General features: G+C 51.7%; 22 protein-coding genes and 1 pseudogene. 6 read left to right on the top strand and 17 right to left on the bottom strand.

Annotation, left to right across the window (positions count from 1 at the left end):
- Positions 1-220 precede the first annotated feature (220 nt).
- Together galR and OLG56_RS04135 are read left to right on the top strand one after the other, a co-directional pair.
- Entirely contained in the window at positions 221-1,249 is a 1,029-nt protein-coding gene (gene galR / locus OLG56_RS04140; protein ID WP_000201030.1) for an HTH-type transcriptional regulator GalR, read from the top strand.
- 10 nt (positions 1,250-1,259) lie between these two features.
- On the top strand, positions 1,260-2,282 hold the full coding sequence (locus tag OLG56_RS04135) for a LacI family DNA-binding transcriptional regulator (RefSeq protein WP_072102305.1): 1,023 nt from the start codon (positions 1,260-1,262) through the stop codon (positions 2,280-2,282).
- 9 nt (positions 2,283-2,291) lie between these two features.
- Here OLG56_RS04135 and lysA read toward each other — a convergent pair whose 3' ends face one another.
- Complete coding sequence (gene lysA, locus OLG56_RS04130; RefSeq protein WP_023136664.1) at positions 2,292-3,554, bottom strand: diaminopimelate decarboxylase; 1,263 nt, start codon at positions 3,552-3,554, stop codon at positions 2,292-2,294.
- A 117-nt stretch (positions 3,555-3,671) separates the two neighbouring features.
- On the opposite strand from lysA, the gene OLG56_RS04125 reads away from it, so the two are divergent.
- Positions 3,672-4,607, top strand: coding sequence for a LysR family transcriptional regulator (locus OLG56_RS04125; RefSeq protein ID WP_000741797.1), 936 nt, complete (start codon positions 3,672-3,674; stop codon positions 4,605-4,607).
- Here OLG56_RS04125 and OLG56_RS04120 read toward each other — a convergent pair.
- From OLG56_RS04120 to OLG56_RS04095, 6 genes are all read right to left on the bottom strand, one after another.
- Positions 4,579-5,286, bottom strand: a complete 708-nt coding sequence (locus tag OLG56_RS04120) for an aspartate/glutamate racemase (RefSeq protein ID WP_023136665.1) — start codon at positions 5,284-5,286, stop codon at positions 4,579-4,581. The genes OLG56_RS04125 and OLG56_RS04120 overlap by 29 nt on opposite strands.
- Before the next feature lie 112 nt (positions 5,287-5,398).
- Positions 5,399-6,817, bottom strand: a complete 1,419-nt coding sequence (gene araE, locus OLG56_RS04115) for an arabinose-proton symporter AraE (protein WP_000253650.1) — start codon at positions 6,815-6,817, stop codon at positions 5,399-5,401.
- A gap of 352 nt (positions 6,818-7,169) precedes the next feature.
- The gene (kduD, locus tag OLG56_RS04110; RefSeq protein ID WP_021000742.1) at positions 7,170-7,931 is read right to left on the bottom strand and encodes a 2-dehydro-3-deoxy-D-gluconate 5-dehydrogenase KduD; all 762 of its coding nucleotides are present in this window, start codon (positions 7,929-7,931) and stop codon (positions 7,170-7,172) included.
- Between the two features lie 56 nt (positions 7,932-7,987).
- On the bottom strand, positions 7,988-8,824 hold the full coding sequence (gene kduI, locus OLG56_RS04105) for a 5-dehydro-4-deoxy-D-glucuronate isomerase (RefSeq protein ID WP_000383274.1): 837 nt from the start codon (positions 8,822-8,824) through the stop codon (positions 7,988-7,990).
- A 429-nt stretch (positions 8,825-9,253) separates the two neighbouring features.
- The gene (locus tag OLG56_RS04100) at positions 9,254-10,432 is read right to left on the bottom strand and encodes an acetyl-CoA C-acetyltransferase (protein ID WP_000665979.1); all 1,179 of its coding nucleotides are present in this window, start codon (positions 10,430-10,432) and stop codon (positions 9,254-9,256) included.
- Positions 10,433-10,554: 122 nt separating this feature from the next.
- Positions 10,555-11,418, bottom strand: coding sequence for a LysR family transcriptional regulator (locus OLG56_RS04095; RefSeq protein WP_001270779.1), 864 nt, complete (start codon positions 11,416-11,418; stop codon positions 10,555-10,557).
- Between the two features lie 103 nt (positions 11,419-11,521).
- Between OLG56_RS04095 and OLG56_RS04090 the strand changes: the two genes are divergently transcribed.
- Together OLG56_RS04090 and OLG56_RS04085 are read left to right on the top strand one after the other, a co-directional pair.
- On the top strand, positions 11,522-11,977 hold the full coding sequence (locus OLG56_RS04090; protein ID WP_001530217.1) for a multidrug/biocide efflux PACE transporter: 456 nt from the start codon (positions 11,522-11,524) through the stop codon (positions 11,975-11,977).
- A 141-nt stretch (positions 11,978-12,118) separates the two neighbouring features.
- Positions 12,119-13,348: an amino acid permease gene (locus OLG56_RS04085; RefSeq protein ID WP_000036828.1), complete on the top strand. Its 1,230-nt coding sequence runs from the start codon at positions 12,119-12,121 to the stop codon at positions 13,346-13,348.
- A gap of 30 nt (positions 13,349-13,378) precedes the next feature.
- Here OLG56_RS04085 and rcnR read toward each other — a convergent pair whose 3' ends face one another.
- Positions 13,379-13,651 carry a Ni(II)/Co(II)-binding transcriptional repressor RcnR gene (rcnR, locus tag OLG56_RS04080; protein WP_000019953.1) on the bottom strand — a complete coding sequence of 91 codons (273 nt, stop codon included), beginning with the start codon at positions 13,649-13,651 and terminating at the stop codon, positions 13,379-13,381.
- A 121-nt stretch (positions 13,652-13,772) separates the two neighbouring features.
- On the opposite strand from rcnR, the gene OLG56_RS04075 reads away from it, so the two are divergent.
- On the top strand, positions 13,773-14,603 hold the full coding sequence (locus tag OLG56_RS04075) for a nickel/cobalt efflux protein RcnA (RefSeq protein WP_000503693.1): 831 nt from the start codon (positions 13,773-13,775) through the stop codon (positions 14,601-14,603).
- Positions 14,604-14,812: 209 nt separating this feature from the next.
- Here OLG56_RS04075 and OLG56_RS04070 read toward each other — a convergent pair whose 3' ends face one another.
- The 9 genes and pseudogenes from OLG56_RS04070 to vapC all read right to left on the bottom strand — a co-directional run.
- Complete coding sequence (locus OLG56_RS04070; RefSeq protein WP_023136668.1) at positions 14,813-15,571, bottom strand: hypothetical protein; 759 nt, start codon at positions 15,569-15,571, stop codon at positions 14,813-14,815.
- A complete protein-coding gene (locus OLG56_RS04065; RefSeq protein ID WP_000093332.1) occupies positions 15,558-16,064 on the bottom strand; it encodes a CaiF/GrlA family transcriptional regulator in 507 nt (168 codons plus the stop codon). The genes OLG56_RS04070 and OLG56_RS04065 overlap by 14 nt, the downstream gene beginning before the upstream one ends.
- A 107-nt stretch (positions 16,065-16,171) precedes the next feature.
- Positions 16,172-17,254 (bottom strand): fimbrial protein, encoded by a 1,083-nt coding sequence (locus OLG56_RS04060; protein WP_000147767.1) that lies wholly within the window; start codon positions 17,252-17,254, stop codon positions 16,172-16,174.
- Complete coding sequence (gene stdC / locus OLG56_RS04055; RefSeq protein ID WP_000798491.1) at positions 17,251-17,994, bottom strand: fimbrial biogenesis chaperone StdC; 744 nt, start codon at positions 17,992-17,994, stop codon at positions 17,251-17,253. The genes OLG56_RS04060 and stdC overlap by 4 nt, the downstream gene beginning before the upstream one ends.
- Positions 17,995-18,034: 40 nt before the next feature.
- Positions 18,035-20,524, bottom strand: a complete 2,490-nt coding sequence (gene stdB, locus OLG56_RS04050; RefSeq protein ID WP_023233410.1) for a fimbrial outer membrane usher protein StdB — start codon at positions 20,522-20,524, stop codon at positions 18,035-18,037.
- Positions 20,525-20,643: 119 nt separating this feature from the next.
- Positions 20,644-21,231, bottom strand: coding sequence for a fimbrial protein (locus OLG56_RS04045; RefSeq protein ID WP_139763563.1), 588 nt, complete (start codon positions 21,229-21,231; stop codon positions 20,644-20,646).
- Between the two features lie 718 nt (positions 21,232-21,949).
- Positions 21,950-22,582, bottom strand: a complete 633-nt coding sequence (locus tag OLG56_RS04040) for a YfdX family protein (RefSeq protein WP_000835269.1) — start codon at positions 22,580-22,582, stop codon at positions 21,950-21,952.
- A gap of 46 nt (positions 22,583-22,628) precedes the next feature.
- On the bottom strand, positions 22,629-23,165 hold the full coding sequence (locus OLG56_RS04035; RefSeq protein ID WP_001038499.1) for an STM3031 family outer membrane protein: 537 nt from the start codon (positions 23,163-23,165) through the stop codon (positions 22,629-22,631).
- Between the two features lie 803 nt (positions 23,166-23,968).
- Positions 23,969-24,139: pseudogene (vapC, locus tag OLG56_RS04030) on the bottom strand (tRNA(fMet)-specific endonuclease VapC); the annotation flags it as partial.
- Positions 24,140-24,210: the final 71 nt, after the last annotated feature.

The raw sequence follows: 24,210 nt of genomic DNA, 5'->3' as shown, positions 1-24,210 counted from the left end.
CTGGGATCACCACTCTATCAACCTGACTCGCTGGCCTGCCAGCAGACAATCGCAACAGCGCTTCGCAAACTGTAACGAAAGATTTGTATTGTCACTTTACAGACGCATTTCTCCCGTGCAGGTCACATTTGCCCGACACGGCGGGGCAAGAGGCTTGAACAGACGTTCATTTTCCGTAAAACTGGCGTAATGTAAGCGTTTACCCACTATAGGTATTATCATGGCGACCATAAAAGATGTAGCCCGACTGGCCGGTGTTTCAGTCGCCACCGTTTCTCGCGTTATTAACGATTCGCCAAAAGCCAGCGAAGCGTCCCGGCTGGCGGTGACCAGCGCAATGGAGTCCCTGAGCTATCACCCTAACGCCAACGCGCGCGCGCTGGCACAGCAGGCAACGGAAACCCTCGGTCTGGTGGTCGGCGACGTTTCCGATCCTTTTTTCGGCGCGATGGTGAAAGCCGTTGAACAGGTGGCGTATCACACCGGAAATTTTTTACTGATTGGCAACGGGTATCATAACGAACAAAAAGAGCGTCAGGCTATTGAACAGTTGATTCGTCATCGTTGCGCAGCGTTAGTGGTACACGCCAAAATGATTCCGGATGCGGACCTGGCCTCATTAATGAAGCAAATCCCCGGCATGGTGCTGATTAACCGCATTTTACCGGGGTTAGAACACCGCTGTGTCGCGCTGGATGACCGTTACGGGGCATGGCTGGCGACCCGACATCTGATCCAGCAAGGTCATACGCGTATTGGGTATATCTGTTCCAACCACACCATCTCTGATGCCGAAGATCGCCTGAGGGGCTATTACGATGCGCTGGCGGAAAGCCATATCCCGGCTAACGATCGGCTGGTGACGTTCGGCGAACCGGATGAAAGCGGCGGCGAGCAGGCGATGACTGAGTTATTAGGTCGCGGCAGAAATTTTACCGCGGTGGCCTGCTATAACGACTCGATGGCGGCTGGCGCGATGGGAGTATTAAATGATAATGGCGTGGGGGTGCCGGGCGAAGTATCGCTCATCGGTTTTGATGATGTACTGGTCTCACGCTATGTGCGTCCCCGACTGACCACCATTCGGTATCCGATCGTCACCATGGCGACACAGGCGGCGGAGCTGGCGTTAGCGTTGGCGGGGAAATGCCCTACGCCAGAAGTAACTCATGTATTTAGTCCGACACTGGTACGCCGACATTCGGTATCCACGCCGACGGATACCGGACACCTGTCGACAACCGATTAATCAGGGTAGCATGATGGCGACAATGCTGGATGTTTCCCGCCATGCGGGCGTATCAAAGGCCACCGTCTCACGAGTGCTGAATGGGACGGGGCAGGTAAAAGAAAGCACGCGCCAGAAAGTGTTTACGGCGATGCAGGCTCTGGACTATCGCCCCAACCTGCTGGCACGCTCGCTGGCGAATCGCACCAGCAACAGCATCGGTCTGGTCGTCTCTACGTTTGACGGCTTCTATTTTGGCAGTTTGTTGCGCCGGGCGTCGCGCCAGGCGGAGTTTCATAACAAGCAGTTGATCGTCACCGATGGTCACGATACGCCGGAACGAGAGCAGAAAGCCGTACAAATGTTGGCCGACAGACAGTGCGACGCTATTATTCTTTACACTCGCTATATGGATGAGCCGGCGATTTTGTCGTTGATTGACGCCACGGAAATGCCGCTGGTGATTATTAATCGCAACGTCACTCAGGCCCGCGATCGCGCTATTTTCTTCGAGCAGGAGACGGCGGCATTCCAGGCGGTGGAATATCTGATTACGCAGGGCCATCGCGATATCGCCTGTATTACGCTGCCTGTTCATACTCCCACCGGCACATCACGCGTAGCGGGTTATCGCAAGGCGCTGGAAAAATATGGCATTCCCTGGCAACCGGCAAAAGTGAAATTCGGCGATTACACGCTGACGCGCGGCTATGACGCCTGCCGGGAATTACTGGAGGAAGGCGTCACGTTTAGCGCGCTATTCGCCTGTAATGATGACACGGCGCTGGGCGCGGCAAAAGCGCTGCGCCAGGCCGGATTACGCATCCCGCAGGATGTGTCGCTGTTTGGTTTTGACGATGCGCCGGGCGCAACCTGGCTTGAACCGGGGCTTTCAACAGTCTATTTACCCATCGAGGATATGATAGCCACCGCAATCGATCAGGCCGTTCGTCTGGCGAACAGCGAGCCGGTCGCCCCGATCCCGCCCTTTACCGGCACGCTGATTCTGCGCGAGTCCGTCGCCGCAGGCCCGTTTTTTCAACGTCCGGCCTAATGATGCGCTTCAGAGCATCTCCAGCGCTAACAGCTCTTCAATGGTCTGACGACGGCGGATCAGCCGCGCCTGTCCATTGTCAAACAGTACTTCCGGCAGGAGCGGGCGGCTATTGTAATTCGATGACATAGACGCGCCGTACGCGCCGGTATCGTGCAATACGAGGTAATCGCCGGGGATGACCGCAGGTAAGGCGCGTGTTTCAACCATTCCCCCTTCCTGCTGCGTAAAAACATCGCCTGATTCGCATAGCGGCCCGGCGACCACCGTCTCGACCCACGGGCCATTTTCAAGCGCGCGACCATCCGCCGCCAGCGCCGAAATACGGTGATAGCTACCGTACATCGCCGGGCGCATCAGATCGTTAAAACCCGCATCTACCAGCACGAAATGGCGGCTTCCCATCTGTTTTACGCTACGCACCTGCGTTACCAGCACGCCTGATTGCGCCACCAGAAAACGTCCGGGTTCGATCTCAAGTTTGACCGCATGTCCCAGATGGCGGGCGATTTGCTCGCGCGCCGCGTTCCACAGGCCATAGTAATGGCGCGTATCAACGGGCTCTTCTCCCTCACGATAAGGTATCGAGAGTCCGCCGCCTGCCGAAATCGCCTCCACATCCTGACCACATTCCAGCACCTGGCGTACCATCGCGCCGCAAACCTGCTCCAGATGGCCATAATCGACGCCGGAACCAATGTGCATATGGATACCGACAAGTTTCAGTCGGTATTTCTGCATTACCGCCAGCGCCGCCGGAAGATCGCTATGCCAGATGCCGTGTTTGCTGTTTTCGCCCCCGGTGTTGGTTTTCTGGCTGTGGCCGTGACCAAAGCCAGGATTCACGCGCAACCAGACGCGATGCCCAGGCGAAACCTGACCAAGCTGCGTCAGCATATCTACCGAGCCGGCATTGACCGGAATATGCAGTTCACTGACGCGCGCCAGCGTGTCGGCATCAATCACATCGGCGGTAAAAACGATATCATCAGGGCACGTTTGTGGATCGTAGCCCGCCGCCAGCGCACGTTCGATCTCTCCCAATGAAACAGAATCCACCTTGACACCCTGCGCGCGCATTAAGCGCAGGATATGAATGTTCGAACAGGCTTTTTGCGCAAAACGCACGACGTCAAACTGCTGCAGGGCGGCTATCTGACGGCGAATAATGTGCGCGTCATAGACCCAGACCGGACAGCCAAATTCAGCAGGCAATCTGAGCAAATTTTCAGCGTTAAGGTCAGTTTCAGCGTGATAATGCGGCAATGACATAACAAACTCCGGAACAGGCTTTTTAACGATTACGCCATACCTTAGAAAGAATAAAAAATATCGTTTTATTGTCAGTCTATGCAAAAATGATATGGGATAAATGATTCAGGGAAACGTATGGCTGCCGTTAATTTACGTCACATTGAAATTTTTCATGCCGTAATGACCGCCGGAAATCTCACCGAAGCGGCGCGGCTGCTGCATACCTCGCAGCCTACCGTCAGTCGCGAGCTGGCGCGTTTTGAGAAAGTGCTGGGATTAACGCTGTTTGAGCGCACACGCGGGCGCTTACATCCGACGGTGCAAGGGCTACGCCTGTTCGAAGAGGTACAACGCTCCTGGTATGGGTTGGATCGCATCGTCAGCGCGGCGGAAAGTCTGCGCGAGTTCCGTCAGGGCGAGCTCTCTATCGCCTGCCTGCCGGTCTTTTCACAATCCTTTTTGCCGCCGTTACTACCGCCTTTTCTGGCGCGTTATCCGGATGTCAGCCTGAATATTGTGCCGCAGGAGTCGCCGTTGCTGGAAGAGTGGCTCTCCGCTCAGCGCCACGATTTAGGGCTGACGGAGACGCTTCATGCCCCGGCAGGAACAACCCGTACCGAGTTACTAACGCTGAATGAAGTGTGCGTACTGCCCTGCGACCATCCGCTTGCCGCCAAAACGGTACTGACGCCAGACGATTTTCAGGGGGAAAACTTTATCAGCCTCTCCCGCCTGGACAGCTATCGACAGTTGTTGGATACGTTATTTGCCGAACATCAGGTGAAGCGCAGAATGGTGGTGGAAACGCATAGCGCGGCCTCCGTCTGCGCGATGGTGCGCGCCGGGGCGGGCGTTTCGATCGTTAACCCGCTAACCGCGCTGGACTATGCCGCCAGCGGCGTCGCCGTTCGCCGCTTCAGCATTGACGTGCCCTTTACCGTCAGCCTGATTCGCCCGCTACACCGCCCCGCCTCCGCGCTGGTTGACGCCTTCAGTAAGCATTTACAAACGCACCTTTCGCGCCTGGTCGAACCGCTGGAGGTTATTCTGGGGCCGATGACGAAAGCATAAAGCTCACGGCATCTGCGGCATGAATTGCCGTGGTATCGAAAACCGGTAGCGCGCTTTGCGTCTGGGGAACAAGCAAACCTATTTCAGTGCAGCCAAAAATAACGCCCTGCGCGCCTTGCGCAGCCAGTCGTTCGATAACCTGTAAATAATAGTGGCGCGACGCGTCGGTGAATGTCCCCTGACAGAGCTCGTCAAAAATGACCTGATTGATACGCGCCCGATCGTCCGCCTCCGGCACGATGGTCTCAATCGCAAATTGCTGTTCCAGCCGCCCGCGATAAAAATCCTGCTCCATCGTATAGCGAGTCCCTAATAGCGCCACGCGATGCAACCCCTGACGGGCGATAGCTCGCCCGGTAGCATCCGCGATGTGTAGAAAAGGCAGAGAACAACGAGATTCAATAATGTGCGCGATTTTATGCATGGTGTTGGTACACAGCACAATGCCTTCTGCGCCCGCCTGCTGTAACCCCTGCGCGGCCTGCGCCAGGATATCGCCCGCTTTATCCCACTCGCCGCGGCGTTGACATACTTCAATATCGTGGAAATCTACGCTATGCAGCAGTAAGCTCGCCGAGTGCAGGCCTCCCAGCTGCTGTTTAATGCCTTCATTGATTAAACGGTAATAAGGGATAGTCGATTCCCAGCTCATCCCCCCCAACAGCCCGATCGTTTTCACTGCGCTCTCCTTTTTTTAAAGCATTATGGCAGTGAAGCAAACTTACACATCCGTTTCCAGTCTATTTTTCATCATGCCGGATAACAGGCGTCATCCGGCATGGGAGGGGTGATTACACGCCAATATTTCTTAGCTTCTCGCCCGCCATCAGCTTGCGTTCGATGTGCTCCAGGGTGACATTTTTGGTTTCCGGAATCAGCCAGAAAGTGATGCCGATAAAAGCGATATTCAGCGCGGTGTAAAGCCAGAATGTACCTGCCGCGCCAATGCTGTCCAACAGTGTCAGGAATGTCGCGCCGATGATCATGTTCGATACCCAGTTTGTCGTGGTTGAACAGGTAATGCCAAAATCACGGCATTTCAGCGGCTGGATTTCCGAACACAGTATCCACACCACCGGAGCGGCGCTCATCGCGTAACCGGCGATACACATCATCGTCATCCCAACGGAAAGCCAGGAGAGGCCGCTTGATGCCGTACCGTTATCAAACTGCATCAGGCAGTAGCCCAACACCAATGTCCCTAACGCCATTACGCTGAAACCGATTTTTAACGCCGGTTTACGCCCGGCCTTATCTACCGTAAAGACGGCGATAAACGTCGCGAACATAAAGGTCAGTCCGACCACCAGCGTAGCGATCATTTGCTGTTCCGTGGTGGTAAAGCCGGCCATTTTAAAAATGCGCGGCGCATAGTACATAATGATGTTCATGCCGGTGAACTGCTGCATTGCCTGTAGCAGCATACCGAGGAACACGGCGCGGCGAACATTGCGGTTAGCTTTAAATAATGCCCACCCGCCCTGCTTGAGTTTGAGGCTTTCCCGAATCTCATTCAGTTCATCACGGGCTTTTTCCGAGGTATCGCGCAGCATACGCAGCACCTCTTCCGCTTCAATATGGCGACCTTTTTGCGCCAGCCAGCGCGGACTATTCGGCAGGAATACCACCAGAATAATGAGCAACACCGCAGGCAGCGCCAGTACGCCCAACATCGCGCGCCAGTTGCCGCTGTAGCTGAATGCCGTATCGGATAAAAAAGCCAGCACAATGCCTAACGTCACCATCAGTTGATACATACTGATCATTTTGCCGCGAACATTTTCACTTGCCATTTCAGATAGATAAAGCGGCGCGGTATAGGAGGCAATCCCTACTGCTACGCCCAGTATCACGCGGGCACCAATCAATACTTCCACGCTGGAAGCAAACGCCGACCCCAGCGAGCCGAGCACAAACAAAATCGCGCCAGCCATCAGGCTATACTTACGCCCCAGCCGGAATGAAAGCCAGCCGTTAAATAATGCGCCAATTGCCGCGCCAAGCATCATACTGCTGACGACCCATTCCTGCAGCCGGCTGGTCAGTACGAAATGGTCGGTAATAAAAGGCAGCGCCCCGGCGATAACGCCGATATCCAGACCAAATAACAGTCCCGCTACCGCTGCAGAAACCGAAACAAACATATTCATACGTCGTGTGTCGCGAAGCGAACGCGGCGTTAAAGCAGAGTCATGATTAATAGAGACCATATTTTCCTGCCACAACAGAGTAAGACATAGCCTGAAAGTACGGGATACTCTTCCCCAAGTGTCAGGCTGGAAACGGCATAAATATGGATTAAATGGCTACACTATAGCGATATGTGATGGATATTACACTTTTTAAATTTAACGCCGTTGCCGGGTATTTTTTTAAACTACCAATATTTCAATAAATTAAAGCATTGATCATAGCTATTATTTAACAATATATGGATTAAGTTAAACCCACAATATGGACTATGCTAATGAGATCATAAAAAAACCCTGTACCAGGACAGGGCTTTATCAGTTTTTCGGCCAAAGAGTCGATTTTCCCAGAAACGCATTTGTCAGTAGCGAATTAACGCGCCAGCCAACCGCCATCTACCGCTATGGTATAGCCGTTAATATAATCAGCGGCGCTGGATGCCAGGAAGACTACCGGGCCCATTAAATCGCCCGGTAGCCCCCAACGTCCAGCCGGAATACGGTCGAGAATTTCGGCGCTACGTTGTGCATCAGCGCGCAATTGCTGGGTATTATTCGTGGACATATAGCCCGGTGCGATGGCGTTCACATTGATATTGTGTTTCGCCCACTCGTTCGCCATCAGACGTGTTATTCCCATTACGCCGCTTTTCGACGCGGTATAAGACGGAACGCGAATGCCGCCCTGGAAGGAGAGCATAGACGCGATATTAATAATTTTGCCGCCGTTGCCCTGGGCAATAAAATGTTTTGCCGCCGCCTGAGACATAAAGAACACGCTCTTGATGTTCAGGTTCATGACGTCATCCCAGTCTTTTTCCGTGAAATCAATTGCATCTTCACGACGGATCAAACCCGCGTTATTCACCAGAATATCAATATGACCGTATTCCGCCACCGCCCGTTCCAGTAATGCCGGAATACCATCGATTTGACGCAGATCGGCTGTCAGGCTTAAAAAACGACGTCCCAGAGCGGTGACGCGCGCAATAGTGTCCGTCGGTTCAACAATGTTAATACCGACAATGTCACAGCCCGCTTCCGCCAGCCCTAACGCCATCCCCTGCCCCAATCCGGTATCGCACCCCGTCACAACCGCGACTTTACCTTCAAGAGAAAATGCATTCAAAATCATTGTTAATCCTTATTTTTGTCATGCCTGTCACGCACAGGCGTTATCACCGGTCGCGACTAGCGCAGATCTTGTACCGCAACGTGATCCATGTCATCGAAGACCTGATTTTCTCCCACCATGCCCCAAATAAACGTATAGGCTTTGGTGCCAACGCCGGAATGTATTGACCAGCTTGGGGAAATAACCGCCTGTTCATTACGCATCACAATATGACGGGTTTCCTGAGGCTGCCCCATCATATGGAAAACGCAACTGTCTTCTTCCATATTGAAATAGAGGTAAACTTCCATACGGCGCTCATGGGTATGGCATGGCATGGTGTTCCATAGATTGCCGGGCGCCAGTTCGGTGAGTCCCATACTGAGCTGACAGGTTTCCAGTACATCCGGTACGAAGTATTTATTGATGGTGCGACGGTTACTGGTGAGGTTATCGCCTAAGGTGACGGGCGCAACGTCGGCAGGCGACACTTTTTTCGTCGGATAAGCGGTATGCGCTGGCGCGCAGTTGTAATAAAACTTCGCCGGTCTGCTCGCCTCATTGCTGACGAAGACCAACTCTTTCGCCCCTTTACCAATATACAGAGCATCACGATGACCAATGTCATGGCGCTGCCCGTCAACGATAATGGCGCCCGCGCCGCCAATATTAATGACGCCCAGCTCGCGGCGGTCCAGTAACCGGGAAACGCCAAGCTGTTTACCCACCTCTCCGCCGATTTCAACAGAATGGCTGACGGGCATAATGCCGCCGACAATAATACGGTCGATATGGCTGTAGACCATCGTATATTCATCAGCGACAAAAATATTTTCTATTAAAAACTCGCGTCGCAGCGCCTGGGTGTCCAGCGTTTTAGCGTGCTCGCTATGGATGCTTTGCCTTACGTCCACTTTTCCCTCCAATGATAAATCGATCGCAACGGCATAAAATCAAAACACTGTTTTGATTTATTTAACGGCATCATAGTCGCCTGGATGAAGGTTTTCAACAATAAATAAAACAACGTTTCATTTATATGGTTGGTTATTTTTAAAACTGCTGTAGCGATCACGAACGGCGCTAAAACTTACACACATGTCTGATTTTCAGACATGTGCGCCAGATGCTGTATGCGGTTACTCAGATAAAAATTGAAGCTTGTTTTAGAACGAGGTCTGATGTGCGAATTGAATTAAAAGCGGTATGCGTCTGCAATGCCCGACGCGGCAAGACGTTCCGCGCTATAACGAAAAAGGGGGTTCTGTTACTGGCTTTGCCCTCGTGATAGAGGGCTTTTTATGACGGAATAATGAAGCAGAAAAAGGATGGCTGGCGCAGGATCAATCGCGTTCAATGGTTAAAGCAACGCCCTGGCCGCCACCAATACACAGCGTCGCCAGGCCTTTTCGCGCGTCGCGTTTAACCATTTCGTGCACCAGTGAAACCAGAATTCGACAGCCGGAAGCGCCAATAGGATGCCCCAGCGCAATCGCGCCGCCATTAACGTTTACCCGTCGCTCATCCCATTCCAGCATTTTTCCTACCGACAACGCCTGGGCGGCAAACGCTTCGTTGGCTTCGATAAGGTCGACCTCCGCCAGTTGCCAGCCGGCACGCTCCAGACAGCGCCGGGTAGCATATACCGGCGCAATCCCCATTAGCGCAGGATCGACGCCGACGCTGGCAAACGCGCGGATGCGCGCCAGCACCGGCAGCCCCAGCGCCTGGGCTTTCGCCTCGCTCATCATCATCACCGCGGCGGCGCCATCGTTGATTGAGGAGGCATTACCCGCCGTCACCGAACCTAAACTATCAAACGCCGGATGCAGCAGGGCTAACCCCTCCGCACTGGCGTCGGCCCGCGGTTGTTCATCCGTATCGACAATTGCGGTCTGCCCATTACGTTGCGTGACGATGGGGACAATCTCATCTTTAAAACGTCCGGTATCAATCGCGGCCCTGGCTTTTTGTTGCGAACTGAGCGCATAAGCATCCTGTAACTCGCGGCTGATGCCATATTCCCGCGCCAGGTTTTCTGCCGTCACGCCAATGTGATAATCGTTGAAGGCATCCCATAAGCCATCATGTACCAGACTATCCACCAGATTGTCGGCATCAGGCAACGCGCCGGTACGGCTGTCATTGAGGACATGCGGCGCACGGCTCATATTCTCCTGCCCGCCCGCAATAACAATGTCCGCTTCGCCGCACTGAATAGCCTGCGTCGCCAGGTGCAACGCTTTTAAACCGGAACCACAAACGTCATTAATGGTAATGGCGGAAACGGTTGTCGGCAGCCCTCCTTTGATGGCTGACTGGCGCGCCGGATTCTGCCCGGCGCCAGCCGTCAGTACCTGACCGAGGATGACCTCATCGATAGCGTTAGCGTCCACGCCGGTGCGCTCAATTAACGCTTTTACGACCATGCTCCCCAGCTCGACGGCGGAATGACGGGCCAGCGTTCCCTGAAAACAGCCGATGGGTGTCCGTAAAGCCCCCACTATCACAACCTCTTTCATTACCACCTCAGCGCAAAATGACACCGCCATAGTAGAGCATTGTTAAAATTAGTTATCTTGATTGTTTAAAAAAAGTGAGTTTTATCACAAAGGAAATGACGCTGATTTGACGGTGACGCAGCTTATTTCTGCTGCAAATGGTAGCGAAGCCAGTTCCCCGCCGTTCCGGGCGGCGTTTTCTTGTTCCACAGCAAATCAATAGCAATCGCCCTCGGCCAGCCAGGAACATCCAGCTGCGCCAGCGGTTTTTCCGCCGCAAACTCTTCCACCAGCGCGCAGGGCAATACGCACCAGCCAAATCCCTGAACCGCCATGCTCAACAGCAATAAATAGTTTGGCGCTGACCAGGCCGGGCCGCGCGTAATGTTGGCGTTAGATTCAAGGTAGGTATTCAGACGCAGCTCGCGCCAGGTATGCAGTTGCTCCCATTGCAGGTTCGTCTGCGACGCCAACGGATGCGTGGTCGCCACATAAACCCCCATCCAGCTTTGAACAGGCAGACGCGTCGCGCCAATGTTTGTGGGATAGTCATCACGCGCTTCAATCAGGCCTATCTGGGCGCGCCCTTTTTGCAGCAGGTCGATGACATCATCATTTTCTCCGATCAAACATTCAAACTCGGTATGCGGAAATTGACGATCAAACTGCGCCATTAACTCTTCCAGACTGTCAGGGTGCAGGGTATCAGAGAGGACGAACGTGAGCCTTGCCTCCGTCTCGCCGGATAACGTCAGCGCCACCTCATCCAGACGGTCGCTCGCCGATAAAATAGCCTGAACATAGCTAAGCACCCGTTTTCCTTCTTCGGTCAGAACGGGCTGGCGCGAAGATCGATCAAATAATGAAAATCCCAGATCCGCCTCCAGATGCGCAATGGCGGTACTAATGGTGGACTGGCTTTTACGCAGGCGGCGCGCCGCCGCAGAAAACGAACCGCAAGAGACGGTCTCAACAAATGCCATTAACGCTTCAGGTGAGTAACGCATAACATATCTATTTTATCGATGGATGTTATCTTTTAGGTATCACATTAAACGATAAAATAGCGGAAATTTCTTTAGTTTGATTAAGAGTAAGGTTTTTTCGTTTATGCAACATGACGCCATACAACGTCGCTCGCTGCCGGAGCGTATTCTCCATGCTGTCTGTTTTGAAGGTATTGCGACTGCGATACTGGCGCCAACGACCGCCTGGCTAATGCAGCGCTCGGTGCTGGAGATGGGCGGCCTGACGATATTGCTGGCAACGACGGCCATGATCTGGAATATCATTTATAACGCTCTGTTTGATCGACTGTGGCCTGCGCATCAGGTGAGACGAACCGCCAAAGTGCGCGCACTCCATGCGTTAGGATTTGAAAGTGGGTTTATTGTCATTGGCGTGAGTATTGTCGCCTGGGTACTGAATGTCAGCCTGCTACAAGCATTCACCCTGGAAATTGGTTTCTTCCTGTTCTTTTTGCCGTACACGATGCTGTACAACTGGGCGTACGATGTTTTACGCCAGCGAATAGTGACCCGCCGCCAACAGCGCGTTAGTGCATGATATTGCTCTTTTTTGCCGGGATCGCAACGCTCCCGGCCCTCCTCCTCCACGACATCCATCTGCTTAAAACGCCCCCAACTGACGCTATTTATGGTAAATTGCGCTTCTTTTTGTGTGTTTTATAGTTGATAAATTCAAATAATGTCTAAAATTTGGTCAAAAGATGAGACTCTCTGGAGTTTTGCATTATACGGAACGGCTGTAGGCGCAGGCACTCTTTTCCTTCCCATCCAGTTGGGATCGGCAGGCGCAATCGTGCTATTTATTACCGCGCTGGTCGCCTGGCCTCTAACATACTGGCCGCATAAGGCGCTGTGTCAGTTTATTCTTTCCTCAAAGACTTCTGCCGGTGAGGGAATTACTGGCGCCGTTACTCATTATTACGGCAAGAAAATCGGCAATATTATTACCACGCTTTATTTCATTGCGTTTTTTGTCGTGGTATTAATTTATGCTGTGGCGATTACCAATTCCCTGACAGAGCAATTAGCGAAGCATATTCAGATAGATATTCGCATCCGGATGGCAGTTAGCTTCGGCGTAGTACTTATCCTGAATATGATTTTCTTAATGGGAAGACATGCCACTCTTCGCGTAATGGGCTTTTTAGTCTTTCCACTTATCGCTTACTTCTTGTTCCTTTCGCTCTACTTAACCGGAAGCTGGCAACCCTCGTTACTGACCGGGCAGATGTCATTGGATAGTCACACGTTGCATCAGGTATGGATTTCTATTCCGGTGATGGTTTTTGCTTTTAGCCATACGCCCATTATTTCGACGTTTGCCATCGACAGACGGGAAAATTTTGGCGATCAGGCCATGGATAAATGCAGAAAGATCATGAAGGTCGCCTACCTGATTATCTGCCTGAGCGTGCTATTCTTTGTCTTTAGCTGCCTGCTCTCCATTCCGCCGTCATACATTGAAGACGCGCGCAACGAAGGCGTTACCATCCTTTCCGCGCTCTCGATGATGCCCAATGCGCCGGCCTGGCTCTCTATTTCCGGTATTATCGTTGCCGTCGTGGCCATGTCGAAATCTTTCCTCGGCACCTATTTCGGCGTCATCGAGGGCGCAACCGAAATGGTAAGAACCACCCTACAGCAGGTTGGCGTGAAAAAAAGCCGGGCGTTCAATCGCGCGCTGTCTATCATGCTGGTTTCCGGGATTACGTTTATTATTTGCTGTATTAACCCGAATGCCATCTCTATGATTTATGCCATTAGCGGCCCGCTCATTGCGATGATTCTGTTTATTATGCCCACGTTGTCAACGTACCTGATACCGGCATTGAAACCCTACCGTTCAGTAGGTAATTTCATTACGTTGGTCGTCGGTTTACTTTGCGTATCGGTGATGTTTTTCAGCTAAAGTAAAAGATAGCCGGGATATAACTCCCGGCTATTTTATATAAGAATCCAGCACCTTTAATATTACGTCCAGATCTTCTTCACGTCTGGCTTCATCACTCTGATGAACGATATGCTCGGTCAGATGCCCTTTAATCACCTCGCGCATTAAGCCATTTACCGCGCCGCGAATCGCCGCGATCTGTTGTAACACGGCCGCGCATTCATGCGGTTCATCCAGCATTTTTTTTAGCGCTATCACCTGTCCCTGAATCTTGCTGGTTCTGGCTTTAAGCTTTTGTTTGTCCCGGATGGTATGTGACATTGCAACACCTCACTAACATTAACGAATACAAATTATAGCATTACGATGCTACTGGGGGGTAGTATTCCATACTGGGGGGGAGTAGAATGACACCCACATAAAACAACTAAGAATCATTCTCATGGGTGAATTTTCGACACTTCTTCAGCAAGGAAACGGCTGGTTCTTCATTCCCAGCGCCATTTTATTAGGTATTTTGCACGGGCTTGAACCAGGGCACTCCAAAACTATGATGGCGGCTTTTATCATTGCCATTAAAGGTACGGTTAAACAGGCCGTCATGCTCGGTCTGGCAGCAACGCTTTCTCATACCGCGATCGTCTGGTTAATCGCGCTGGGTGGGATGTATCTTAGCCGGGCATTCACCGCACAATCAGTGGAACCATGGCTGCAGTTAATTTCTGCGATTATTATTCTGAGCACCGCGTGCTGGATGTTCTGGCGGACATGGCGAGGCGAGCAGCAGTGGCTGGCGGGAAACCACCATCACGACCACGACCACGACCACGACCACGACCACGACCACGACCATCATGGTCACATACATCCGGAAGGCGCAACGTCAAAAGCGTATCAGGATGCCCATGAACGCGCCCATGCTGCCGATATTCAACGCCGTTTTGATGGTCAAACAGTGACTAATGGACAGATCCTGCTGTTCGGCCTGACCGGAGGGCTTATCCCCTGTCCGGCTGCGATCACCGTTTTACTGATTTGTATCCAGCTTAAAGCGTTTACGCTGGGCGCCACGATGGTGCTGAGCTTTAGTCTTGGCCTGGCATTAACACTGGTGACGGTAGGCGTTGGCGCGGCGATAAGCGTTCAACAGGCAGCAAAGCGCTGGAGTGGTTTTTCGACGCTTGCCCGGCGGGCGCCCTATTTTTCGAGCATTCTGATTGGTCTGGTCGGCGTGTATATGGGAATTCATGGCTATACCGGGATCATGCAGTAAATATGTAACGCTTCTGCTCAGGCCGTATCATTCACGTCGGGTTTCATTCCAGAAGCGTTTTTACTTATCAAACGGTATGAAAGGTCATACATTCAGCATCCCGCCTGAATTCTGTATTTTACTCCACTACACCACAGGCAAAACATGCCCCACCGCCACCGGGTTTAGCCGGCGTTTCAGGGTTTCTGGATAGAGTCGCCGGAGGCGGGTTATTGCGGAGCGATAAACGGAGTTCGCTGCAGTGATTTACAAAACCGGGTACCAAACAGCAGTTCCCGTAATCGGTTCCGCATTCCCAACTTCACCAGTAACCGGTATTTGTCCTGCCAGATTTGCTTCTCCTGCGTATTCAGCCTTCCACACAACGCTGACAACCTTCCCCGTCCACGGTAAACTTCCTGAAGCAAGCGTAACTGGGCCAGGCTCACTCCGCATGCCAGTATCTCCCGGTGCATCAACTGGTCCATATAGTTCATCAACCGCTTCGGATTGTTAAATATCGGTGGCACTTCCAGAAAGCCCGTCACCGGAGCCGGAGATAACAAAAAGGCGTCCAGCTCTCCTGTCCTGCGCAGGCGTGCGCCCCCGGCCCACTGTTCACCCCGCCGCCCCCGGATAAGTATCTCCGCCAGTTCCTGCTCCAGCAGCGCCGGGATGCCGCCGTATACCTTCAGTACCACCCGGTCGCTGAAAAACAGCTCATCGCTGATAATCATAACCGGGTAGTCCGGCAGTATCTGTCTCAGGGAATAGAACAAAAAGAGATGTTCACGGGGACGCAGACATAGTATCAGTATGGCCTCCGGTTTCCGACGTAATTGCTGCAACAGAACAGGCAGCCTGTATGCGGTTTCACAGTTGCAGCTCGGCAGAAATCTCCGGACCAGGTGTGCCACGGCGATCGTCACCGGCCAGCAGTCACCGTAAACGATAATCTGCCGGGCCGGCATCCGGTTATGTTCCGTCATCCTCATCCTCCTTCTTTTTCAGGATTTTCCCCGCATTTCTGTTACTGCACAGCCGGTTCCACAGTTCATTTGCCATCGACCTGTCACCATTACCGACCCGGCGTTTTGATACCAGCGGCGGTCCGGCTTTTTCACGGCGCGTGGACGGGGTGGGACTGTCAAGAACCCGGATAACATAAATCTCATAGCGTCGTGCTTTATTGGGCAGGGTCTGGTGACGGCAGATGCTGACCACCCGCGATGTTTTGCTTCGCAGATAGGCAATCAGGTAGCTGGCCCGTCTGGCCGTGATGTGAAACGCCTCTGCTATCTGGTTACGCTGAACCCAGTTCTGCTGCAACAGGCACCAGTGTGCCACGATGATATACAGGGGCTCGCCGGCATACTGGCGGACACTTACCGGAATAAAACAGGCATCATGGTTGGTCTGTCCGGGATAATGAATATCGTTACCTGAAAAAACTATCTTCCCTTTTGATTTATCAGAAGACATGCAAACTCTCCGTTTTTTAGTGAAAAAGACCGAGAAGAAAAAATAATCATAAAGATAAATTTATAGCTATTTTTTAATTAACTATCAGGAAATGGTATTTAATCCTGCTAATTGTAAGTAACAATCACTGTCATTGCGGCTGAAAAAGCACCTGTTTTAATTACCGCACCGGGTATAGCTTCGACCTTTGCTTTATACTGTTTTATAATTCTGCCACCGGCACCGTTATCAAGATGGATAGATCCCATATCTGTTTTCACATTAAATTTAACTGGTGTGTTATTATCCACATCCATTACCGACAGTCTGAAACCATTGTTTTCTTGTTTATTATTCTTAAGAATCACGGTGCTGTCAGCATCTGCCAGTGTCAGACCGTTGGTCCTGAACTCTATAGCCAGTGGGGCGACGAATGGGATCTGCGTTCCGACATTCTGTTGTGCTGTAACGGTGAAAGGTACTTCCCTGGGCACCAGGGTTTCCTTATATTCCGTATAAAAACGCCCCATATTGATAGTATTAGAAGGAGAGATAATAACCTTGCCTGAGTTGTCAGGAATAAACCTGAGATTAAACGCAGAAACAGTTAAAGGTCTGAATGGAACAGTCGGTGGTTCAACAGACAGTCCGGGTTGTGACGGGCTATAGGGATATATATTAATTTTACTTCCCGGAATGTTTATGTCCAAAAAATTATTATTGAAAACCTGTTCGACAAAAATATGTACTGTAATCGTTCCGCTCCGGTTATATGTTTTTTGCGCTTCCATACGTTGCCCGAATGCTTTTGAACTGGACCAGCCTGAAAACCCTGCCTGTATATCCCTCCACGTAAATGTCACGGGAGTCAAGCTCCCTTCCTGAACAACGATATCCATTCCAAGACCGCGATCTTTTAGCGCAGTGGCTACCTGTCTCATATCGGAAAGCGAAACTGCTGTAGAGTAAACAAGTGAATTAAAACTGCTCCATGTTGTAGTACAGGTATAACTTATGGGAACAGTAATCTTCTGCAGTTCCTGCCCTTGTAAATATTGTCCTCCCTTCAGACTGATATTCTGAATATTTACATTTCCATTGGCATCACATTTTGACCAGTCATAGTTTGCCCTCGCAGAATCACAGACAGCAAAGAAAAGAAACACACCTGACAGTATCAGTGATTTCATATTGAATAATCGTCCTGTCATGATGTCGCCCCTGCGTCCTTAAACGCGCAGTTCAGGGCATCGCAGGCGTAGCGGTTCATCTGCAGTCCACCGTAATCATCAATATACCCCACCCACAGCGTCCGGGTTTCTGCCGGCAGAACAGCCTTTAAAGGCAGGCTCCCCAGGGGCGGCACCATCACGCCCTCGCGGAAACCGCTGAGCCTGTGGCTACGGTCTGCTCCCAGCCACGCCACAGTGATGTAGTACGGCGTCGGGTTTCTGAGGGTCAGGTGTCCCGCATTCCGCTCAGCGGTCAGCTTTCTTTCCGGCTGGTCATTGCTGCTTCTGATAATGGCTTTCGGACGGTAAAACAGTTTCAGCTGGCTCTGCATGGCCAGCTGCAGGACGTTGTCGTCTTCCGGCTTCGGGGGAACGCCCCGCACGTTAAACCAGAACAGCGTTTCCCTGTCCTGAGGGAGCTTATCTGTCAGCCCACGAACCTGGGTGATACGGACCTGGGATTTCTGTCCGGCATCAATACGCTGCAGCGGCGGCAGCGCCATCAGCGCATCGGTTCTCACCCCGTCAGCATCCGTCACCCAGGACTGCGCCAGGAACGGCGTGGTTTTGTCATCGTTATTCAGCGTGATGGCCACCGTTTTCTGCGGCGCATCCATGATAATACGGGTCCGGTCGACATTGACGGCCGCCGGGCTGCACTGGCTCCATGCTGCCGCCAGCGCGAGTAAAATCACACGGCTTCTTCTGCTGTTTTTCACCTGTTTTCTCCGTTAGTCCTGCTCTGTGACAGGGATATTTTTATCTGCAGGGCAGTAACAGCGGCCCCCAGCTGAGTGTCACCGTTTCCGGCAGGGTGAGTCTGCACTGCACCCGGCCATCCCAGGACACATTCAGGGTCCGGCGGTCTTCCCCGCTGAGACCTGTCAGGTAGGCCAGACCGCCATCTCCGACCATCCCCGCGGTTCTGCCGGTTTTCCCGGACACCACCAGGGCGCCAAACGGCGGACTGGCGCCATCAGCCAGCCGGATATGACCGAGCACCTGCTCCCCCTGGCTGGCGTCAATCTTCCGGTAGCCCACCGCGCCTTCCGTCAGTACCTGACTGATGACGGAGCTGCTGACGTCCACGTCCTCCGGCAGGGCGGCCACATCAACCGAAATATCGCTGCGGCGATAGCTGCTGCCGGCGCTCACCACGCCCACCCCGAAGCGGTTGGTCACCCCGCTGTTGCCGTTCACCGGCACACCGGCCACGTCTCCGGTATCTATCATCATGCGGGGCTCATTCCCGGCCATCGACTGGCTGAAAGCGGCGCCGTGGGCGGTGGCGGTCACCGAGCCGTACCAGCTCAGGCCCAGGCTGCGGTACTGTCCGGGCTGCAGGGTGGCGTCCGCTGCCGCCTGGCCCCACGGTAGACGGCTCTGCACACTGCCGCTAAAGCTGCTGTTACTACCAGTGTCATAGCGGTTATGACCAGCGCTGATGTTCCATGTGGTGTCCGGGTTATGGAAATCGCTGTAATTCACGGTCTGCTGCAGGCCACCCCGGTTATCCTTCTGCACGCTGTAGCTCACCTGGCGGCTGTCGCCCCACGGGATACTGATGGTGGCGTAGACCTGGTTCTGGCTCCCCCCGCCGGTGTACTGGTTACGGGCAAACGACACCGAGGCCGAGAGCCCCTGAAGCTCGCCGAGACTGAACACTTTGTTGAAGCTGAGCATGTAGTTATTGTTGGACTGCGCATTCCAGTAATTGAGCCGGCTTACCGAGAGGGCCGCGCTCATATTGAGTACCGGAACGGACTGGCTATAAGTCACGGTGTAGCTCTGTTTTTCATGCCATGCATCGCCGCCGTCGGTGGCCCGACGCTGCAGGTACTCCGGCATGGACAGAAAATGGCGGTCCGAGAAGCGGTATCCGACGAACGCCAGGGTACTGCCGGTTTTATCAAACGTTTTGGCATAGTTGATACGGTAGCTGTAACCGGACTGCTTCTGCCCGTGCGGCAACCGTGCATCTGAGCGGGTGACGTCCGCAGACAGAGCGCCCAGCAGCCCCATATTCTGGCCGATCCCGAGCGCCGCGGACTGGTAGTCGCCGGTGGAGGCAATGAGGCCGCCATACAGCGACGTGTTGTTAAATGCTCCCCAGGTGGCCTCCCCGAGCAGAAAGTCAGGGCTGACCGTGCTGTTGTTATGCGTCCCGCCGTACAGCGGACGTCCGGCGGCCACCTTATAGCGAACCTGTCCCTGGCGTGCCATAAAGGGGACGCTGGCCGTGTTGACCTGCCATGTCCGGACGCTACCGTCGCTTTCCCGGACGCTGACATCCAGGTTGCCGCTGATATTCTGGCTCAGGTCGGGAAGCTCAAAAGGCCCCGGCGACACCCGGGTCTGGTACAGAATGCGGCCATTCTGGCTGACGGTAACCTGTGCATTACTGTTCGCAATGCCGCTGATTTTCGGGGCATACCCCTGAAGAGAGGGCGGTAGCATGCGCTCATCGCTGGCCAAAGTGAGCCCGGCAAAGCGGAAGGAATCAAAAATAGCGGAGCTGAGGTACGTCTGTCCGAGCGTCAGTTTTGAGCGCAGTGCTGGCAGGGCACGGAACAGATACGTCTGCGGCAGATAAAAATCGGACTGTGATGCGCCCCGCCCACTGTCAAAACGGCTGTACTGGTAATCGCTCCGCAACCGCCAGGCGCCGAGATTAAACCCGGCGGTGCCGTAGAGGCTGTAGCTGGTAGAGGTCTCCCCCTGCTGCGGCATATAGCGGTTGGCCATCAGGCTGTAATCGAGCAGGCCGGCGGTGACGCCGTCGCTCCAGCGTGAAGGGGGGACCCAGTCCGGGTCCTGATATCGCATCCAGGCCTGGGGAATAATGAAGGTCAGACGCTGATTTTCAGCGCTGTACCGTACCTGACTGTCAGCGGAGCGCAGCTCAAGGCATTGCCCGTCCGGGATACCGGTAACGGGTTTCAGGCCATGAATAATCTTATCCTTAAGACCCAGCATGGCCACCATGTCTGTTGTCACACAGATGACGGCCGCGTCGCGTCCGGCAACCGGTACAACTCTGACCGGATACTGTTCCCGTACCGGCTGGTCATTGAGCCAGATATCGAGAATATAGTTACCGGGCGCCACATACCCCTCGCGGCTGAAGGCCGTGAGGTCCACGTTGGACAGGTTCCCGCTGTCCAGCAGGCTGGCATTGAACTCCGTGGCCTGCGACTTCAGGACGGAAAATGTCAGGGTAATCAGAATGGCAAGCCGGGTAATTTTCATGGCATGGCGCTTTCGTGTTGTCGTCCGTGTAACAGACAGCCCGCAGGCATGGTCAGATATAAAAGCCGTCCGAACCCCTCCGTGGACGGCTTCTCCCTGTCGTTATTTACCGCGTAAAATCACAGGTATTTCAGGATGTAGGTGACAGAGGCGTTAACATCGCCAGGAGTTGCGGCATTTGTCAGGGCTATCAGGCGGGCAAAGAAGTTAAGTTCGTTATTCCCGGCTTGCAGTTGCTGAGCTTCGCCATCCGGCATCGGGGTATTGGGTGTAATCAGTGAGGTATTGTCACTTTTCAGAAGCTGCACACCAACATGCTGGGCACTGCCGGTGCTGACGTAAGCTTTACCTGAGGTATCAGCTGTGCCACTGAAAGAGACGGTTACTTTAGACATTTTCCCTGCGGAGCCAGCAGGATTTGAACCTGCATCATTCGGATCGAAAGCACAGTTCTGCAGATGAATGGTGAACGGTTTTGAGTCCGTGGTTGCGTCGGCGGTATTCAGTTTACGGTAAGAAATCTGTCCAAACGGAACGGTGATCGCATCGTCGCCCGGTGCGATATCACAGGGGGAGTTGGTGATGGTGCCAGTAAAGGTAATTTTACCTGAGCCGAACGGGCCTGCTGTTGGTGGATCGACTGCATATACAGAAGCGCCATACATCATACCGGCAGCCGCCATGGCAAGTATTATTTTATTACGCATAGATAATATGTCCTTTGGGTGAATGAGAATTATTTTGCAAAGGCTGAAAACAAATCTGAGGGTATTAATGAAAGCGTTCAGAAAAGATTCGTATGAATAATAAACGCCTGGTGTTAAACGAAGCACCTGAACTTTCCATCGAAAAATATTGATTTCAGCTAATGCCTAATCAGTTGTAAGAAAATTCTTATTCAAATTAAAACAATAAAAATAGATCGATACGATCGATGATTATGATCGTAATTTAAGAATAATCATCAAAGAAATACTTTTTAATGTAATTATAAGCGGATGAATACCTAACAGACAGATATTCGCAGCGGACATGAAATATTTTGTAATATGTTATCGGGAATGTATGTTTTGCTTTTCCATCACACTGGATATTTACAAAACATAATACTAACCATATATAACAATGAAACTACTGGTAGCATAAAAAACTAGATATAACGCAAGTAAAAGGCATTTAATTCCAAAACATTAACTTAATAAATCATTATGAACCATCATAAGCGGAAGGGATAAAAAATAATAAATGAAATGATATTCTTCTGTATTTGTGATGAGCATCACAATAGATATGAATGCAGGTACCCTGACATTACTGAACTTCACGGATGAAATTTAAAAACAATGCCGACAGCACAGAACAAACTGGTAATAGCTGTCAGACATAATGCTGCCTGCTGTAATATATACAGCAGGCTGGGGGATATTAATGCGCGGAATCGTGCTGCACGGGGGCCGTGGGTAATTCCTGAACTGACTGAGAATCCACAATTATGCCATCCTGAGCTGATTTTAGTATCAGACCTGCCTGATAGTATTTTCCTTCGTTCATCAAGGAAAGCGCTGTGGTCACATCCTTACGGGTTTGCTGAAGAGGAATGAGTTCCTGATTTTCAATCATACTGACGCCTGCTAGTTTCAGGGCCTCTATAGTCCCTTTTTTATCTCCTTCTTTCATTTTCTGGTTTGCTTTATTAATAGCATCATTTTTCTGCCCCGCAGGGAGATAATCTTCGGCTACCGTAATCGATGAATTTATCCGAATATAGCGGTCTCCTTCAACTGGGGCTTTTTTATCTGATTTGACATACAGATTCCAGTCAGTGCTGTCATCGTTCAGGAGTTTTTCTGCTTGCGCAGCCAGTTGTTCCGCCTTTTGGGTTCGACCATTAAACAACTCGAATCGCGACATTCCGATATCACGCATGGCCTGCCAGGCCTGTCCGGATATCTTGTCATTATTCAGAGTAACATTATCAGTCATGTTTGTTGCGGCCATAACATTTCCTGAAAACAGGATAACCATCAGCGCAACGCCTGGCATAATATGGCTTTTCATAATCCATCATCTCCACAAAGTAACATTTTTTATCGAATTATCCTATTCAGAACCGGTAACCCACGCCAAGATTAAAGCCGTTGCTATTAAGGCTTCCGCTGTTATGGGTAGCATCAAAATCCGCACCCTCATAACCCAGATTTATAGCGACATTACTGACCGGGGTATAAGCCACGCCTGCAGAATAACCATATCCGACCTTACTGTCAGACTCATTTATTCCGTGATCACGCTGATGCAATAATACGGGGCCCACTTGACTATACAGGCTTAACTGGTTATTTATTTTCCATGAAGGGCCTGCAAGCAGGGAGTAATAACGGGTTGTTACACGACCATTACTGCTTTCATCGGAATAGCGCTGGCTTCCATTTAGCCAGGCAAATGAGGTTGTCAGCCCCCAGTCCGGTGACATTTCATAGTTGTTTGCCAGCCGAACCCCACGCAACGTCCCGGCGTGATTAGTATGGGACTGGGCGTATCCAAGTGAAAATGTACTGGCATTATCGTCTGCCCATACCGGACTGGCTGCAGCAGACAGCAGAACAATACCGGCACTTCCGGCTAATAGCATTTTGTTCATCTTCTTCTCTCCGGTTATTTTTACCTGATGCCTTACTGGCATGTATTAAGTTAAAATCTTTCCGTGATAACAAACTATAAATAAATCTTTTAAATTATGAGCGCTGTTACGCCAGCAAATATCTTTGTCTGCGGCTGTCGGGAGGCTATTCACGAAAATATATCCAGGCCAGAAACAGCATTTAATAATAAATAAACTGAAAAATAAAAACTGACAAAAATAGAAGTTCACTGATATATACCCAAAATAATTTGAGTTGCTTAAAGGCGGCAAGGGAGTGAGTCCCCAGGAGCATAGATAACTCTGTGACTGGGGTGAGCGACAAATCTGCCGGGAGCAGATTTGAACGTCGCGTGCGACGGCCCGTCAGGGCGAGGCCCATGATGGGCCGAGTAATCCGTAGTCAACACATAAGCCACTTGAAGTATGAAGGGTATATAACGGGAAAGAAGTCATATCGGCCTGGTAAACCAACGTCTGTGACTTAGTTGCAGGAAACGGCTATGGAGAGGGGATGCGGCAGTTATCGGGCAGTAACGGCATTGTTCAGTGAGTATCCAGGAAACAAAAAAAGAAGGGAGCGGTACTCCCTTCGTAAACATGTCAGAATACGACATTTTGGTACTCTTTTATTTATTATCTGGCCGTAAAAGTTATGCTGTTGGCAGGTATCTCCAGTCAACATAAAAAAATACCACCAGCTAAAAATGTGATGCAAACCACCATTAAGCAGGTAACCAAACTGACTGTGCCACTAAATCCGGAAAAGAGTTTGAATCCGGGGATAACATCTGATGCAGAAATTAGCACCAGTCTTCGATTCGGATACCCGGAATGCCTTCAAACTCGCGGAGATTGTTTGTGACGACGACCAGTCCGCGGCTACGGGCATGGCCAGCAATCATCTGGTCATAAGGCCCGACAGGTGTTCCCTTGCGGGCCAGTTCGGCACGGATTTGACCGGTATGTATCGCCAGCCTGAAGGGGCATGTTGGCTTTGACGATCAGGCAAAAAACAACTGCGAATAAAGTCGTATGATGATCT

Origin of the sequence: Salmonella sp. 2018103 (assembly GCF_026247685.1) — a bacterium.
Lineage (GTDB): Bacteria > Pseudomonadota > Gammaproteobacteria > Enterobacterales > Enterobacteriaceae > Salmonella > Salmonella enterica.
The sequence above is the reverse complement of the archived record's forward strand: the minus strand, read 5'-3'. Positions and strand labels throughout refer to the sequence as shown.

Bases quoted from the DNA above. Each gene is read 5' to 3' on its own strand.
- galR (WP_000201030.1), top strand. From the start codon at position 221: ATGGCGACCATAAAAGATGTAGCCCGACTGGCCGGTGTTTCAGTCGCC.
- OLG56_RS04135 (WP_072102305.1), top strand. From the start codon at position 1,260: ATGATGGCGACAATGCTGGATGTTTCCCGCCATGCGGGCGTATCAAAG.
- lysA (WP_023136664.1), bottom strand. From the start codon at position 3,554: ATGTCATTGCCGCATTATCACGCTGAAACTGACCTTAACGCTGAAAAT.
- OLG56_RS04125 (WP_000741797.1), top strand. From the start codon at position 3,672: ATGGCTGCCGTTAATTTACGTCACATTGAAATTTTTCATGCCGTAATG.
- araE (WP_000253650.1), bottom strand. From the start codon at position 6,817: ATGGTCTCTATTAATCATGACTCTGCTTTAACGCCGCGTTCGCTTCGC.
- kduD (WP_021000742.1), bottom strand. From the start codon at position 7,931: ATGATTTTGAATGCATTTTCTCTTGAAGGTAAAGTCGCGGTTGTGACG.
- OLG56_RS04100 (WP_000665979.1), bottom strand. From the start codon at position 10,432: ATGAAAGAGGTTGTGATAGTGGGGGCTTTACGGACACCCATCGGCTGT.
- OLG56_RS04095 (WP_001270779.1), bottom strand. From the start codon at position 11,418: ATGCGTTACTCACCTGAAGCGTTAATGGCATTTGTTGAGACCGTCTCT.
- OLG56_RS04090 (WP_001530217.1), top strand. From the start codon at position 11,522: ATGCAACATGACGCCATACAACGTCGCTCGCTGCCGGAGCGTATTCTC.
- OLG56_RS04085 (WP_000036828.1), top strand. From the start codon at position 12,119: ATGTCTAAAATTTGGTCAAAAGATGAGACTCTCTGGAGTTTTGCATTA.
- rcnR (WP_000019953.1), bottom strand. From the start codon at position 13,651: ATGTCACATACCATCCGGGACAAACAAAAGCTTAAAGCCAGAACCAGC.
- OLG56_RS04075 (WP_000503693.1), top strand. From the start codon at position 13,773: ATGGGTGAATTTTCGACACTTCTTCAGCAAGGAAACGGCTGGTTCTTC.
- OLG56_RS04070 (WP_023136668.1), bottom strand. From the start codon at position 15,571: ATGACGGAACATAACCGGATGCCGGCCCGGCAGATTATCGTTTACGGT.
- OLG56_RS04065 (WP_000093332.1), bottom strand. From the start codon at position 16,064: ATGTCTTCTGATAAATCAAAAGGGAAGATAGTTTTTTCAGGTAACGAT.
- OLG56_RS04060 (WP_000147767.1), bottom strand. From the start codon at position 17,254: ATGACAGGACGATTATTCAATATGAAATCACTGATACTGTCAGGTGTG.
- stdB (WP_023233410.1), bottom strand. From the start codon at position 20,524: ATGAAAATTACCCGGCTTGCCATTCTGATTACCCTGACATTTTCCGTC.
- OLG56_RS04045 (WP_139763563.1), bottom strand. From the start codon at position 21,231: ATGCGTAATAAAATAATACTTGCCATGGCGGCTGCCGGTATGATGTAT.
- OLG56_RS04040 (WP_000835269.1), bottom strand. From the start codon at position 22,582: ATGAAAAGCCATATTATGCCAGGCGTTGCGCTGATGGTTATCCTGTTT.
- OLG56_RS04035 (WP_001038499.1), bottom strand. From the start codon at position 23,165: ATGAACAAAATGCTATTAGCCGGAAGTGCCGGTATTGTTCTGCTGTCT.